Source organism: Cerasibacillus sp. JNUCC 74 (assembly GCF_053667775.1).
Genome location: NZ_CM132207.1, coordinates 4,089,728 through 4,103,851, shown reverse-complemented (window position 1 = coordinate 4,103,851; position 14,124 = coordinate 4,089,728). Strand labels below are relative to the sequence as shown.

13 protein-coding genes are annotated in these 14,124 nt (G+C 36.6%); 5 read left to right on the top strand and 8 right to left on the bottom strand.

Annotation, left to right across the window (positions count from 1 at the left end; genetic code table 11):
* Positions 1-19: 19 nt before the first annotated feature.
* From JNUCC74_RS18115 to JNUCC74_RS18095, 5 genes are all read right to left on the bottom strand, one after another.
* Positions 20-1,339 (bottom strand): 6-phospho-beta-glucosidase, encoded by a 1,320-nt coding sequence (locus JNUCC74_RS18115; protein WP_454066383.1) that lies wholly within the window; start codon positions 1,337-1,339, stop codon positions 20-22.
* Positions 1,332-1,637, bottom strand: a complete 306-nt coding sequence (locus JNUCC74_RS18110; RefSeq protein WP_077318786.1) for a hypothetical protein — start codon at positions 1,635-1,637, stop codon at positions 1,332-1,334. The genes JNUCC74_RS18115 and JNUCC74_RS18110 overlap by 8 nt, the downstream gene beginning before the upstream one ends.
* 59 nt (positions 1,638-1,696) lie before the next feature.
* Positions 1,697-2,968: a PTS sugar transporter subunit IIC gene (locus tag JNUCC74_RS18105; protein ID WP_454066382.1), complete on the bottom strand. Its 1,272-nt coding sequence runs from the start codon at positions 2,966-2,968 to the stop codon at positions 1,697-1,699.
* A gap of 26 nt (positions 2,969-2,994) precedes the next feature.
* On the bottom strand, positions 2,995-3,300 hold the full coding sequence (locus JNUCC74_RS18100; protein ID WP_454066381.1) for a PTS sugar transporter subunit IIB: 306 nt from the start codon (positions 3,298-3,300) through the stop codon (positions 2,995-2,997).
* A 199-nt stretch (positions 3,301-3,499) separates the two neighbouring features.
* Positions 3,500-4,345, bottom strand: a complete 846-nt coding sequence (locus JNUCC74_RS18095) for a MurR/RpiR family transcriptional regulator (RefSeq protein WP_245799727.1) — start codon at positions 4,343-4,345, stop codon at positions 3,500-3,502.
* Between the two features lie 557 nt (positions 4,346-4,902).
* On the opposite strand from JNUCC74_RS18095, the gene JNUCC74_RS18090 reads away from it, so the two are divergent.
* Genes JNUCC74_RS18090 through murQ form a run of 5 tightly spaced genes read left to right on the top strand, consistent with a single transcriptional unit; the run spans position 4,903 to position 9,358 of the window.
* Entirely contained in the window at positions 4,903-5,223 is a 321-nt protein-coding gene (locus JNUCC74_RS18090; protein WP_454066380.1) for a PTS lactose/cellobiose transporter subunit IIA, read from the top strand.
* Between the two features lie 17 nt (positions 5,224-5,240).
* Complete coding sequence (locus tag JNUCC74_RS18085) at positions 5,241-6,332, top strand: DUF871 domain-containing protein (RefSeq protein WP_454067922.1); 1,092 nt, start codon at positions 5,241-5,243, stop codon at positions 6,330-6,332.
* Between the two features lie 5 nt (positions 6,333-6,337).
* Positions 6,338-7,234, top strand: a complete 897-nt coding sequence (locus tag JNUCC74_RS18080) for an N-acetylglucosamine kinase (protein ID WP_454066379.1) — start codon at positions 6,338-6,340, stop codon at positions 7,232-7,234.
* A gap of 11 nt (positions 7,235-7,245) precedes the next feature.
* Positions 7,246-8,463, top strand: a complete 1,218-nt coding sequence (gene anmK, locus JNUCC74_RS18075) for an anhydro-N-acetylmuramic acid kinase AnmK (protein WP_454067921.1) — start codon at positions 7,246-7,248, stop codon at positions 8,461-8,463.
* Positions 8,453-9,358 carry an N-acetylmuramic acid 6-phosphate etherase gene (murQ, locus tag JNUCC74_RS18070; protein ID WP_454066378.1) on the top strand — a complete coding sequence of 302 codons (906 nt, stop codon included), beginning with the start codon at positions 8,453-8,455 and terminating at the stop codon, positions 9,356-9,358. Before anmK ends, murQ begins: the two co-directional genes overlap by 11 nt.
* A 581-nt stretch (positions 9,359-9,939) precedes the next feature.
* Here the strand turns inward: murQ and JNUCC74_RS18065 are convergent.
* The 3 genes from JNUCC74_RS18065 to JNUCC74_RS18055 all read right to left on the bottom strand — a co-directional run bounded on the left by JNUCC74_RS18065 (position 9,940) and on the right by JNUCC74_RS18055 (position 14,065).
* Positions 9,940-10,527: a TasA family protein gene (locus JNUCC74_RS18065; RefSeq protein WP_454066377.1), complete on the bottom strand. Its 588-nt coding sequence runs from the start codon at positions 10,525-10,527 to the stop codon at positions 9,940-9,942.
* 587 nt (positions 10,528-11,114) lie between these two features.
* Positions 11,115-12,197, bottom strand: a complete 1,083-nt coding sequence (locus JNUCC74_RS18060) for a glycerophosphodiester phosphodiesterase (protein ID WP_454066376.1) — start codon at positions 12,195-12,197, stop codon at positions 11,115-11,117.
* A 221-nt stretch (positions 12,198-12,418) separates the two neighbouring features.
* Positions 12,419-14,065 (bottom strand): alkaline phosphatase, encoded by a 1,647-nt coding sequence (locus JNUCC74_RS18055; protein ID WP_454066375.1) that lies wholly within the window; start codon positions 14,063-14,065, stop codon positions 12,419-12,421.
* Positions 14,066-14,124 lie beyond the last annotated feature (59 nt).

Below are 14,124 nucleotides of genomic sequence, written 5' to 3'. Positions count from 1 at the left end.
ATAAATATTTAAAATTTCCTTATTTGAAGAACTGAGGTAAATATGTTTTGTGTGCTTCTAACATTTCATCCAATATTACTTTTGCTTTTTCATCACTTGTAATAAGTGGGTTAATACAAAGAGCTAACAAAGCTTGCTCATAAGAACCTGTAACAGCAGCTTTGATTGCGGCTAATTCAAATGACTTTATTTGTTGAATAAGGCCATTAATCGAATATGGAAGTTCTCCAACTGCAAGCGGGATAGGCCCCTGCTTTGTAACAATACAGTTGATTTCAACGATTGTATCGTTAGGGAGACTTGTAATTGCTCCTTTATTACGGATGTTAAGTGTTTGAATATCACCTTTATCATTGTATATAGATGATATTAAATTACAAGCAGCATCACTGTAATAAGCTCCTCCACGTTTTTCAAGCTGTGGAGGTTTAATATTAAGATTAGGATCCTTATACAATTCGAACAGTTCATCTTCTAACTGCTTAACAACTTCTGCACGGGTTTTGCCCACTTTAAATTCTTCTAACTCGTTTTTAAGTATGTCACTCGTTTTATAATAATAACGATGATAGGGACTTGGTACTAACCCCAGTCCCTTAATGAAGTCTTTATCCCAAGGTAGTGGAACTATATTTTTCATCGTTAATTGTTTATCCGGGTCTGCCAATAACTCAATAACCTCATCCATTCTTGACTCTCCATTTACATGGATATCCAGACCATATGACATATGATTTAATCCGCCAAAAGTGATACTTATTTGATCAGTTGGGACATCGAGCAATTGAGCAATTGTCATTTTCATGTTAATCGGTACATTACAGAGACCAATTACTTTTTTATGGCTACTATGTCTCATAACAGCCTCCGTTACTATGCCGGCGGGATTGGTGAAATTAATGAGCCATGCATTAGGGCACAGTTCCGTCATTTCTTCTGCTATATCCAATACAACGGGAATGGTTCGAAGTGCTTTGAACAAACCACCGGCTCCATTTGTTTCTTGACCGATCATGCCATGTTTTAAAGGGATGCGTTCATCTTTAATCCTTGCTTGCAGTAAGCCTACACGCATCTGAGTTGTTACAAAATCTGCGTTTTTTAATGCTTCTTTTCGGTTCAATGTCATATAAACTTTCATTGGCAAGTTGGCTTTCTTTACCATTCGTTTGGCTAAATTGCCGACGATATTTAGTTTTTCTTTTCCTTCTTCTATATCGACTAACCATAATTCACGAACCGGAAGCTCTTTATATCGATTAATTAGTCCTTCAACAAATTCAGGTGTATAACTGGATCCTCCACCAATAGTAGCTATTTTAATTCCGTTTTTAACCAAGGATATCTCCTCCAAATACAAATGTCATTAAAGCACTCGCAGCAAAACCAACAATAATGGAAATGAGTCTTCTTTTTTTAATTAATTGTTTGTCTTCTGTTTTTCCATCAATTTTTGTTAGGACTACACTTATTCCGATGGAAGCAGAAATTCCAGCACTTAAAAAGTAACTCATTGTTTCCGAAATAGGAATATATTTCAAGGGAATGGTAAGGAATAAAACCCCTAAAAATAAAATAGTCATAAATACGAAAACACCTTTAAAGCTAATACGAGGAATTATTCTGGATTGGTTCATAATGAGAAATACCTCCTAAAGAGGGAATCAACAAGTGATTCCCTTGTAAAAGTGCCTATCTATTCTTGCTCTTGATCTTGCTCCATACTGAGCATTTTCTTGTCATAAACTCTTAGGAAAGGTAGATAAACTACCGCAGATATAAAAGTGTTTACAATAACTAGAATGATAGAACGCCAATCTCCTCCAGTTGCTAAGTATGCCCCAATTGGTGCAGGGAGTGTCCACGGAGCCTTTATAAATGTTGGCGATACAAGTCCAACCGATGTAGCGAAATAGGCAATGGTTGCGGTTATAATTGGTGTAATTATAAATGGGATGATTAAAATGGGATTTAATACAATTGGTAACCCAAAAATAACCGGTTCATTAATGTTAAAAATACTTGGAACAGCAACAGCTTTACCAAGATTTTTCAAATATCTTGATTTAGCGAAAATTAACATGACAATAACTAGACCTAATGTGGCACCAGAACCACCAATCCAAATAAACCATTGATACAATGGCTCTGGAGCAATGTGAGGTAATTCACTTGCACCGGCAGCAACAGCTTCACCATTATTTAACAAGTATACTTCCCATAGAGGGCGAGCAACTGAACCGACAACGGATACACCGTGAATACCGAACGACCAAAAGAATGTAATTAAAAATACAGGAACCAATACGCCGAATAAACTATCTCCAGCAGTAACAAGCGGTGTAGTTAGTTTTTCTACAAGAGCGTGTAAATTTACTCCCATCGTTACAGTAATAATAGTCATTAAAATAATTACAATTGCAACAGGTATTAGTGCCTCAAATGAGCGACTTACTGATGATGGTACCGCATCTGGAAGTTTAATCGTAATTTCTTTTTGTTTGCATATCCTAAATATTTCTACAGATAAGATGGAGACAATAATGGTTACAAACAGTCCACTTCCACCTAGATACTGCATTGGCAGTACAAAGCCTAACTCTTCGACGACAGATGGAGTTATGGTAAGTAGTAAGGAAGCAACTGCAATTTGCGCTCCAGATAATGGGTCAACCTTATATGATTGTGCCAGATTATAACCAATACCAAAGGCTACATATAAGGACATGATAAACATGGTCATTCGATACGGAATTAATATGGCATCAGCGTGACCAGTTGCCCATTTTGTAATTTCCCATGTTTCCGGTAATGGTGGGAAAGCAATTATTAGAAAGAATGACCCTACTATAATAAATGGCAAGGCAGATATTACACCGTCACGTATTGCCAACAGATGACGCTGTTCAGCTAATCTGGCCATTGGGTTTGATACTTTTTTTTCTAAGAAATCTGTAAACTTAGCCATGAAGATGGACTCCTCTCTCTTTCTGCTTAATTGACTAATTCTTTCAATGTTTTAAATAATGCAGGGCCTCCTAATGGAGTATAAGCTTGTGGTGGAATGGCACCACAGGGTACACCAAATTCATCCGCCTCTTTTTTTATATTGTCAAAACGATGCTTAATTTGGGGTGCGACCATGACTACATCCCAGCTGTTTTCGAGTTCAGATGCTACTTCACTAGAACCAATAGCTTTAACTTCAAGGTCTTGCCCATGTTTTCCCGCCTCTTTTTTTAGCGAATTTACAACAATTGCACTAGACATACCACCAGAACACACGAATAATACTTTCATTTGATCAGCTCCTTTAATAGTTTTTATCCCGCATGTAAGGTGCCGTAAGACTCCCACTTCAAAATCTTGAGTTGATACAAGGGGTCAAAAGTGGGAGAGAACGGCATCTAAATGCCCGATTGATTCAAGGGCCTTTAGGTCATACCCTTGTGGTACTAACATTTCTTGGGAAAGGCATATTAAGAAATGAAGTTTCACTTTATTCTTTAAAACGTGATACGGCGTGGTGTGTGTTAAATATATGATTATAAAAAGTATCACCAAGTTTAATGCATAACCCTATAAATAGTGCGTCAACAACCGCTAACTCTGCAATTCTAGCACTCATTGTACCAACTCTAATGTTTTCCTCTTCTACGGATATATCTAGAATGATATCTGCTTTTCTTCGAGCAAAGGAATTCTTTTGTTGCGTAAGAAGTATGGTTTTCGTATTTTTTTCCTTCGCTGTTTCAATTAATTGTATAACTTCCTTCGTTGCCCCAGACGTACTAACAACGAATAAAACATCATGTTCATCCATATTTGCTGCGTTCGTCATTTGTACATGTATATCAGGGTGGTGAAAAGCTAGTCTATTAATTCGTAATAATTTTAAGGTTAGGTCTTGAGCTACAATAGACGACCCACCTGCACCATATAAGTATATTCTTTTGGCACCATGTAGTATTACGATTGCCTCTTCCAACTGTTGAGTAGACAAAAGTTGTGAAGTTGTTTGTAGAGCTTTTATTGATTTCGTAATGACTTTGTTAATTACTTCACCTATGTTGTCGTCAAATTTTATTGGAGTATCATATATAAATTCATGTTTTTCGAGGCTGATTTCTTTAGCCAGGGCAATTTTAAAGTCTTTAAAACTGTGAATACCGACACGTTTGCAAAACCGAATGACCGCAGCTTCACTTGTATAACACTTTTCAGAAAGCTCCTTGGTTGTAAAATTTACAACTTTTTGTGGTTCGTTCAAAATATATTCTGCAACAAGTTTCTCTGATTTGGAGAAGTATTTCATTTGATTCCTAATCATTCTTAAAATATACAAAAGATTGTCTACCCCCTGATCTAATATTTCTTGAAAGGGTTTTCGTTCACATGTATTATAGAATAAACGAAATAAAAATTCAATATATTTATCAAAAATACTAAAACAAAATTTCAATCTATGGTATCTTATATACTATAAGAGCGTGTTCAAAAAGAAGATAAAAACGATTAAAGAGTGGCTAAGGTATAAGACCATCCTTGTTACAGCGCCAAGACTAGCACGTCCTATCTAGTCAAAGTAAGCGCTGGCGGAGTATTGAGTAGCTACAGTGTATGCAGTATAATACTGAACAGCTTTCTCTAGACTCATTCCTAATCAGGAGAAGCATTTTTCTTTTCGGGAACGGAGAAGCCAATAAAGAAAACTAGGCTAGTAACAAGCGAAGCGTAGATGATAGCTTAGTTGCACGTATACTAGAACTTGAAAGTTTTTAACAGTTGAATGAACTTCAACATTAAAAATTATCCATTCTAACGTGCAAAGAATTTCGATATGTTATTTTAGTTTGCTTTTTGAACAATCTCAGAAATGAAATTTTTTGGAGGGGTTACAGGATGAATATAGAAACAGAGATATTCCATATTATTTCTCATGGTGGGGATGCTAAATCGATTGCTTATGAAGCACTAGAGCTAGCCTATAATGGCGATTTTGATTTGGCTAATAAAAAAATGGAAGAAGCGAACCAAACCTTAACAAAAGCACATAATACACAAACGAAGCTCATTCAAGCAGAAATAAATGGGGATAAAGTTGAGATGTCATTATTAATGGTCCATGCACAGGATCACTTAATGGCGGCAATCAGTGAGATGTCTTTAATTGAACAGATGATTAAGATACTTAACAGGGTAGATCAATTAGAAAAAAAATAAGGAGAGAGTGTGTGAAGATGAAAAAATTAGGAATTTCTATTTATCCAAATCATTCCACAGTAGAAAATGATAAACACTATATACATCTAGCAAGCAAATACGGATTTAAGCGCATTTTTACGTGTTTACTGTCCGTTGAAGGAAATAAAAATGAGATCTTATCTGATTTCAAGGAAACGATTAATTTTGCAAAACAGCTTGATATGGAAGTAATATGCGATATTAGCCCACGTATATTTAAAAGTTTAGGTATCTCATATGATGACTTATCTTTTTTTAATGACCTTGGGGTAGATGGAATTCGATTAGATCTTGGTTTTACTGGGAATGAAGAGTCCATGATGACCTTTAATCCATATGGGTTAAATATAGAGATTAATATGAGTAATGCAACGAAGTATCTGGAAAATATTTTAAGCTTCCAACCTAATCGGAATAAGTTAATAGGTTGTCATAATTTTTATCCACATCGCTACAGCGGTTTGTCGTATGATTTCTTTATCGAATGCAGTAAAAAGTTTAAAAAGCACGGATTGAGAACAGCTGCTTTTGTATCTTCAAAGGCTGCAACGTTTGGACCGTGGCCAATCGTAGAAGGGTTACCCACTTTAGAAATGCATCGCGAATTACCAATCGATGTTCAGGCAAAACATTTGTTTGCCACAACGTTAATTGATGATGTCATTATTAGTAATGCATATGCATCTGAAGAAGAAATGGAACTTTTAAGTCATATGAATAAAGAGAAAATAACGTTTAATATTCAACTAAGTGATTCAGTGAGCGATTTAGAGAAAAAAATAGTATTTGATGAACCTCATTTTTATCGTGGTGATGTTTCTGATTATATGATTCGTTCTACGCAAAGCCGAGTTAAATATAGAGGAGAGTCTTTTCCGCCACATAACACGATAGACATAAAAAGAGGGGATATCATCATAGAAAGCGATTTGTATAAACAATATGCAGGAGAATTACAAATTGCCTTAAAAGATATGAAGAATTCTGGGAAAACAAATGTTATCGGCAGAATACGAGAAGAGGAGATTTTCTTAATTGACTATCTGAAGCCATGGGATAAATTTGCTTTTTCAAATTGGGATAGGTGATAGACATGTATTATATAGGTCTTGATGCAGGTGGGACTAAAACGTATGCAGCAGTGATGGATCATGATAAAAATATACTTTTCTCCGTAAAAAATGGACAGGGTAACGTAGCAGTGGATAGGGAAGAAGCTCAACATAATATTATGGATGCAATAAAAGTTTGTATGAATAGTGAATATGGTAGTAAGTGTGAGTTTATTGTTTTAGGTGTTGCCGGAATTGAAAAAGGTAATTCTAAATTAGAGTTTAAACAATTGGTGGAGGAACAATTTCAAATACCAACTTTCGTTTTAAATGATGCGGAATTAGCTCTCTATTCGGTTTTAGGAGATGAAAACGGGATATTGGCAATAGCAGGAACAGGATCTGTCTTTATTGGAAAAAATAAATCCACCATTAAAATAATTGGTGGTTGGGGACATTTGTTGGGAGATGAAGGAAGCTCATATGATATCGGCATTCAGGCATTAAAACGGTTGATCTCCGAAATCGAGCAAGGTTCTATTCAAAAAGAATTTGCTACATCCTTAGCTGGCGAATACCAACTATGGACACCGTCTGCCATAAAAGATTTTGTTTATTCTTCTACAAAAAAAGAAATTGCTGAACTATCCTTATTTGTACATCAACTTGCTAAAAATAAGGATATAGATGCAATCAGACTTTTGGAAAATGCTGGTTACGAAATAGCTCAGCAGGTTATACGGCTGATTAAACTACTCAGATTAGAGCCTCCAATAACCATTGTTTTGAAAGGCGGCCTATTAGAAAAGAATGAATTTATTCAGAAATACGTTGAGATAAAATTAAAAGAATTCTCAACCGATATGTCGCTTCTATTTAGAAATACCCCGACAGTAACAGGTTCTCTCTATGCATGGAAAAGTCAAATAGGAGGTTAATTATGATGAGTATGTTAGTTGTTGGCCTCATGTCAGGAACCTCATTAGATGGAATTGATGCTTCGCTTGTAAAAATGGAAGGTTATAAAAGAAGAACCCGTATGGAAGTTTTGAAGAGCATATCATTGCCTTACAATGATGAATTGAAGCAAGAACTGCTTTTAGCAATAAATAAAACTAGCTCGAATGTGGAACAAATATGTAGTTTGAACTTTAAGATGGGCTATGTCTTTGCGAATGCTGTAAAAGCAGTTTGTAAAGAAGCCAACATTCATTTACATCAATTAGACTTAATTGGTTCGCATGGTCAAACTTTATATCACATTCCAAAAGCACATCATTCTTTAGCTAAATCAACGTTGCAAGTTGGTGATCCTTCTATCATAGCATATGAAACAAATACAGTAGTTGTCTCTAATTTTAGAACAATGGATATCGCAGCGGGCGGAGAAGGTGCACCTTTAATACCTTATATGGATTGGCTTTTATTTCGGGATGAAAATAAAGGGAGAATATTACAAAATATTGGCGGCATTGGTAATTGCACTGTAATTCCAAAAAATGCTCAAATAAATGAAATATATGCATTTGATACCGGCCCAGGGAACATGATAATAGATGAATTATGTAGAAGATTATGTCATCTTCCTTTTGATGAAGGTGGAAGGATAGCAGCAAAAGGGAAAGTTCACAAGGATATTGTAGATAGATGGATGCAACATGAGTATTTTCGTTTAGTTCCTCCAAAATCAACTGGAAGGGAAGACTTTGGTAGTGAATATACCAAAGAAATACTAACGTTATCTAGCAATTTACCGGCAGAAGATTTAATCGCAACAGCTACTTATTTTACAGCCTTTTCCATTGTAGACGCGTATAAAAAATTTGTTTTTCCTAATTCGGAAGTTTCAGAAATAATTTTAAGTGGTGGTGGTGGAAATAATCATACGTTAATTAAAATGATTGAACAGTTACTGCCAACCATCAATGTGTTTACAATTGATCAACTGGGTATAACGACAGATGAAAAAGAAGCTGTTGGATTTGCAGTACTTGCTAATGAAACCATTCATCAGCAGCAGGCAAATGTTCCTAAGGCAACAGGGGCTATTGAGCCAGTTATATTAGGACAGATAGCACTCCCGCCTTATGGAGATCATAAACAAATACTAAAAAAAGGATATAACAACAAGACAATACAAGCAAGGTGGGAGAACGATGGCAGATGATTCACAATTAACCGAAATGAAAAATAATAAGTCCAAAAATCTTCATGAATTTTCTACAATGCAAATCATACAATTAATGAATGAACAAGATAAAAAAGTAGCTGATGTGGTTGCATTAGCACTTCCGCAGATTGAATTAGCTATCGAAACAATGGTACAAGCAATTGAAAAAGGAGGACATGTCATCTATTTTGGTGCAGGAACCAGTGGTAGATTAGGAGTGTTAGATGCATCTGAGTGCCCGCCAACATTTGGTGTCTCTCCTGACTTGATACAAGGGGTTATTGCGGGTGGCGATGCTGCGCTTAGAAATGCAATAGAAGATGCAGAAGATAACTGGGAAAATGGAAAAAAAGATGTACTAAATCATGTTACAACAAAAGATGTGATCGTTGGTATAGCATCGAGCGGCAATACCCCTTATGTTTTAGGTGCAGTACAACAGGCAAATGAAATGGGTGTACCAACAATCGGTATTTCGTGCAATGTAGACACGAAACTATCGAAAAATGTTAATATTCCAATAGAGTTACCTGTAGGAGCAGAAATAGTTACGGGTTCAACCCGTCTAAAAGCTGGAACTGCACAAAAAATGGTTTTAAATATGCTATCTACAGCTACGATGATACGACTGGGTAAAGTATATAAGAACCTTATGATCAATGTGCAAGCGACAAATAAAAAGCTGCGCAAACGGGCAATCAACATTATTCAAGAACTGACTGGTGTTGATGAAATTTCTGCGAAGAAAGCGAATAAGGAAGCAGACGGGGATGTACGCATAGCAATTTTAATGTTGCTGTTTCATATAGATCCAATCAAAGCAAAAATGATGTTGTCTAAGCATAATGGAAATTTTGTTAAGGCGATAAAAGAAAACAGTTTAGAAAGATAAAGAAACTAGCGATAATTAATATATGTAATAGGAATTTAATAAATGGTCTTACTTAAAAGTTGTGGATTATTTATTTCTACTAAATTAAGGTATTGTATTTGGTTTCGCTAATCTAGCATATTTTTAGTGCAATCAATCAGAGGCTGGGACAAAACGAAAACAGCTGATTAAAAAACGAACCATAAATCGTCCTTGTACTATAGGAAAGTATAAAATTTTAGGGTTTATCCCGCATGTAAGGTACCGTAAGACTCCCACTTCAAAATCTTGAGTTGATACAAAAGGTCAAAGTGGGAGAAAACGGCACCTAAATGCCCGATTCGTTTAAGGGGCCTTTAGGTCATACCCCCTGAGGTACTAACATTCAGTAGGAGATGGAAGAAAACTCCTACTGAATGAAGTTTCACTTTATCGTATAAGAAAAACTACGGCTTTCGCTAAAGACTTGGCGACAAGCCAAGTTTTTCTAAACACAAACAAACCGAACAATTATAAATGAATTGTTCGGTTTGTGCTATTTAGTATTTGCTTATGTCCTAATCTCTTATTATATCTTTTGGTGCTTGATATTTTTTAAGCGATTACCTTGCTTCACCAGGTGCTTGGACTGCTTTAAATGTCCACTCGAGATTTAAAGCGTCTCCTTGAAATTCGTTTTGGTCTTTTTCGTTATCAACAAAGTTAAACTTCACTGCGATATCATCTACTGTACCGGCAGGAAGTCCCTTGTCACCAAATTGTGGGTAAAAAACATGTTTATTAACCGCTTCCGGTTTCATATTTTTGAGATCTGCCAACGTGGTTTTATAGATGACTTCATCCAGTTTATCGGCATTATATAAAAACTCAACTTCAATATGCTTTCCAAAGTCGTCTGTATTGTCACTTTTAGCATCGATAACAGAATAATTCGTTTCCAATAGTACCTTTTCAATGTCTAACGTTCCGTTGTTTTGCAGCTCAAATGTACGAATCATGGAGTCGCCTGGCTTTAAATTATTAAGATTAATCATTTCTGTTGGTTCAGCATTTAAGTCAAGTGTACCTGCTGCAAATGTATTTTGACTTACCTCTTCATCACTGAAGTATGCATATGTTCCACCGCCTATCATTGCTAAACCAAGTGCTGCTGATAATACCCCAATACCAATTTGTTTTTTAATCCCCATTTTATTATTCCTCCCTGAATATTTTTCCCTTTGTTCCTTGTTCAAAAAAACCAAAACGGTATTGTTATCCTGAAAAGAAAAGGTCTTTCAATGAAACAAGTTGTTATCAGCTTTTGAACAGTTACTCGGGGGATTTTTAAGAATGCGCTTAATATAAAATTTTTGGCAACCAAATTAAGATACCGCAGTTATTTTTTGATAAACTTAGTAATTTATAAGATGTTGTTTCATTGTAGGTAATTCTTTTGAAAAGTAGCTTCGTCGTCTAGCCATAAGCGCTCAAGCGCCTAGCAAATTTCGCTCTTCTTCCTACGATAAGTCAACATCGGTTCCTCCGTCACCGTGTTTTCTTTATCTCGTCAGAAGACCTCCAGCTTGTACGTCGCTAAACGAGCGCTTGTAGCTTTTGTGTCTAGCCATAAGCGCTCAAGCGTCTAGCAAACTTCGCTCTACTTCCTACAATAAGTCAACATCGGTTCGAACCTAAAGGAAGGCCGAGTAAAAGCGGGTTTGCTGCCCGCCGTCGGCATACTCCTGTTAGGCATGTTTTCTTTATCATAAACGAACATACTGTTAAATGTTGGAGCTTATCGTTTTTCCATTAAAAAATTTGCTTCGCTGAGAAGTAGCTGATATCCGCGGTCGGAAATCAACCCGTTCTTTTTCTGTTCATTCAATAAGGTGATAAAGCCGTTCATATGTTTCATAGCTTTATCTTGTAATCCTTGTTCCTCATATTGACTGACGGTTGTTAGATGGATTTTTAATGCATGTGCTGTTTCACTGGAGAGTTCTTTTCCTTCAAAGCGTTCAACAAGTGTTTTGATTGTTGCTGCACTGGCTGGCATGTTTACGAGTAACGGATAATCGGTAATGATGCCGTCCACTCCCCACTCGATTAGTTGTGTAACCCAATTTCGATCATTGACGGTGTAGGGCCATGTTTCCAGGGCATGTTGATGGATACGGTCAACGGTTTCTTGATTTAATAAACTTTTATTAGGGTTTACATAATCGGCATATGCTTGAAAGCTTGCTAGCTGTTCATCGGTTATTTTCCCGCCAATGGTTTGTCCATAACCAATCAGTACACCAGTTGGAATCGATGGCAGTAGTTGATGAATTTGCTTAACAGATTCCCAATTAAAAGATTGAACAATGATATTGCTGTTTTCATTTGTGATGTTACGTTTTACTAGTTCATCTGCTATTTTCTTTTCAATACCTGGATAGAGCTCTGGATTTTTTAATTCAATGAGGATACCGATTTCCCCATTATGACGGTCTAATGCCTCTCCAAGTGTCGGTACCTTTTCGCCGGCAAATGATTCATGGAACCAGCTTCCTGCATCCAGCTGTCTAATTTCTTCAAAGGTAAAATCTTTAACTGCACCTGTACCATTCGTTGTACGGTCGACAGTTGTATCATGCATGAGAATTAATTCGCCATCTTTTGTCATTTGTACATCTACTTCAAAGTAATCGGCATGATATTCAAGCGCTTTGTCAAAAGCGGCCATTGTATTTTCTGGTGCCTGGCCGGATGCACCGCGATGGGCGATAGTAAAAGAATTCGCCGTATTTGCTGACGCAGTAATGGTTGGTAGTAATACTGTGATACTGATAACAAATAAGGTAATAGCTAAAAGTTTATTCGAACGTTTTTTCATTTTAGTTCTCCTCATCATTCCCCATTTAATATAGAAATGTAGAAATGCTATTCTTTCCACTTATAGTCTGTTATCTGTTCTACCAAATTCATAGATTAAAAAGGGTTATATTTTTTACACGATAGGAAAGTATAAAACTTTAGTTTTTATCGTATAAGAAAAATGATAGTCTTCGCCATAAAGACTTGGCGACAAGCCCAGTTTTTCTTAATGGATAATAGTTATTGCCACTTAGCTAATAGTGCATCTGTTCCGTTCTTAAGTGTTTGATAGGCATTAGTGGAAATGACCTCTTTTTCTTTTTGTTTGTCGAGCAGAAGATGGAAATTAGTCAACTGTTTGACAACTTTATCAACTGCCTCTTTTTCTTCAAATTGACGGACTGTTTTCAGATGTATTAATAGTGTCCGTGCAGCTTTCTTATCTGTTATTTCACCGTTTGCTGCAAGTTCATTTACTTGGTCGATTAAATTTTGTGAGGTAAATGATTTGGTTGTACTTAGGCTGATGACTTTAGCAATTTCGGTATTATCAATTGTTCCGGTTAGTTTTTCCGCTAGAGGACCATATGCATATACTGGGACGTTAACAGCTGTGTGCCCTGTAGTTGTCCAGCCGATTAATGCACGATCACTGATAATTTTAGCGATGGCACTAGCCTTATTTGTAGTTGATTGAATCAAATCGACTTCTTCTTCCGTTAAGTTATGGATACCTGCATAAGTTGCCATAACATCAGCAAAATCGGCATCATGTTTATTTAATTGCTGGCTAATATATTCTGGTGTCCGCTTTACATTGCGTATGACATCTTTATTAAATCCGTACTCGCCGTTTACTCCAATCGACATACCACCTGTTTCGTGGTCGGCGGATACAATAACAAGAGTATTTTTGTCTTTTTTGGCAAACTCAACTGCTTCTTTGACGGCCTTATCGAATGCTAGTGTTTCCTGAATATTCGTTGCCGGATAGTTGGCATGCCCTGCATGGTCAATACGCCCGCCCTCTACCATTAAAAAGAAACCGTCATCATCATGTTGTAGTACATCCAATGCTTTATTTGTCATTTCATCAATGCTTGGCTCATCGGTCAAATCTCGGTCTAATTCGTATGTCATATGGCTGTTATTAAATAAACCTAATAGTTTGTCCGAGTCTGCTTTTGCCATTTCATCTTTATTTTCAATCAGTTGATAACCTTTTTCTTTCGCAGCATCTAAGAGATTTTTTCCATCTTCTCGTTTCCCACCTTCTCCTTTTGGAAGAAATTGATGCTTTCCGCCACCAAGCAAGACTTCAATGTCATGTTCTAAGATCATTTGTTCAGCGATATTATTTTCTTTATCTCGGTCATCAATATGAGATGCAAAAGCAGCTGGGGTTGCGTGCGTAATTCTGGCTGTCGAAACAAGCCCTGTTGACATACCGCTTTGTTCCGCAGCTTCGAGCACTGTCTCCACATCAAAATGTTCTTCATTTTCATGATGTTCTTTATTTTTGGGTGCTTTCCCCACTACTCCATTGTCGGTCTTATATGTGGAGGAAAAAGCAGTTGCCGCTGCGGCAGAGTCTGTAACCGTATTATCATGTGAGAATGTTCGTGCATATCCAACATTGGTAAACTGATCCATTGCTAAATCGTCTGCACCATATCCACCCCCTTTAAAGTAAGCTGCTGCAGATATTTGGTTTCCTGCCATTCCATCACCAATTAATAAAATGACATTTTTGGCTGCACCATTCGTTGGTTGACTCTGGTGGTTGGTGTTATCGCTTGCTGCATTTACCATACTGTAGGTAACAATAGAGGTGCTTAATATAACTGCAAGCGAAAGTCCAGCCAGTTTTTTATTTTTTATTTTCATTTCATCTCCTCCATTTTTTGCTAACGCCTATCTGCTTTCTACCATAATAAAGTAATGTT

What these genes read in the sequence shown, in the direction of transcription:
- JNUCC74_RS18090 (WP_454066380.1), top strand. Translation starts at nt 4,903, where the DNA reads ATGAATATAGAAACAGAGATATTCCATATTATTTCTCATGGTGGGGAT.
- JNUCC74_RS18055 (WP_454066375.1), bottom strand. Translation starts at nt 14,065, where the DNA reads ATGAAAATAAAAAATAAAAAACTGGCTGGACTTTCGCTTGCAGTTATA.
- JNUCC74_RS18085 (WP_454067922.1), top strand. Translation starts at nt 5,241, where the DNA reads ATGAAAAAATTAGGAATTTCTATTTATCCAAATCATTCCACAGTAGAA.
- JNUCC74_RS18105 (WP_454066382.1), bottom strand. Translation starts at nt 2,968, where the DNA reads ATGGCTAAGTTTACAGATTTCTTAGAAAAAAAAGTATCAAACCCAATG.
- JNUCC74_RS18100 (WP_454066381.1), bottom strand. Translation starts at nt 3,300, where the DNA reads ATGAAAGTATTATTCGTGTGTTCTGGTGGTATGTCTAGTGCAATTGTT.
- JNUCC74_RS18110 (WP_077318786.1), bottom strand. Translation starts at nt 1,637, where the DNA reads ATGAACCAATCCAGAATAATTCCTCGTATTAGCTTTAAAGGTGTTTTC.
- murQ (WP_454066378.1), top strand. Translation starts at nt 8,453, where the DNA reads ATGGCAGATGATTCACAATTAACCGAAATGAAAAATAATAAGTCCAAA.
- JNUCC74_RS18060 (WP_454066376.1), bottom strand. Translation starts at nt 12,197, where the DNA reads ATGAAAAAACGTTCGAATAAACTTTTAGCTATTACCTTATTTGTTATC.
- JNUCC74_RS18080 (WP_454066379.1), top strand. Translation starts at nt 6,338, where the DNA reads ATGTATTATATAGGTCTTGATGCAGGTGGGACTAAAACGTATGCAGCA.
- JNUCC74_RS18065 (WP_454066377.1), bottom strand. Translation starts at nt 10,527, where the DNA reads ATGGGGATTAAAAAACAAATTGGTATTGGGGTATTATCAGCAGCACTT.
- anmK (WP_454067921.1), top strand. Translation starts at nt 7,246, where the DNA reads ATGTTAGTTGTTGGCCTCATGTCAGGAACCTCATTAGATGGAATTGAT.